The organism is Paraburkholderia sp. SIMBA_053, assembly GCF_046534895.1.
GTDB lineage: Bacteria > Pseudomonadota > Gammaproteobacteria > Burkholderiales > Burkholderiaceae > Paraburkholderia > Paraburkholderia caledonica.
The window spans coordinates 1-232 of sequence record NZ_JAWRXU010001849.1; the positions used below are offsets into that span (position 1 = coordinate 1).

General features: G+C 64.7%; 1 protein-coding gene. It reads right to left on the reverse strand.

The features are described from left to right. Window positions 1-209: hypothetical protein (locus SB753_RS41935; RefSeq protein WP_410805804.1), on the reverse strand; the 209-nt coding region annotated here is incomplete at its 3' end. Window positions 210-232: the final 23 nt, after the last annotated feature.

The window sequence follows — 232 nt, forward strand, 5'->3', positions numbered from 1 at the left end:
TCCGCTGTGCGAGCCGTCCCGACCTGCGATGCTTCCGGCTGAGCCTCTATCGTCTCACGCTCGACATGCGGCGCCGCTTCCACCGCGCCAGACTCAGTGAAATTCTCGACGTCCTCGATGTCGTCGCCTGACAGCTTGCGGCCGAGGAACGACACCGTCGGATTGATGGCGCGCGTCGGCTCTTGTGCACGCTGCTTCGTGCCTTTCACGAAGCTCGGCTCCTGCGCTACCC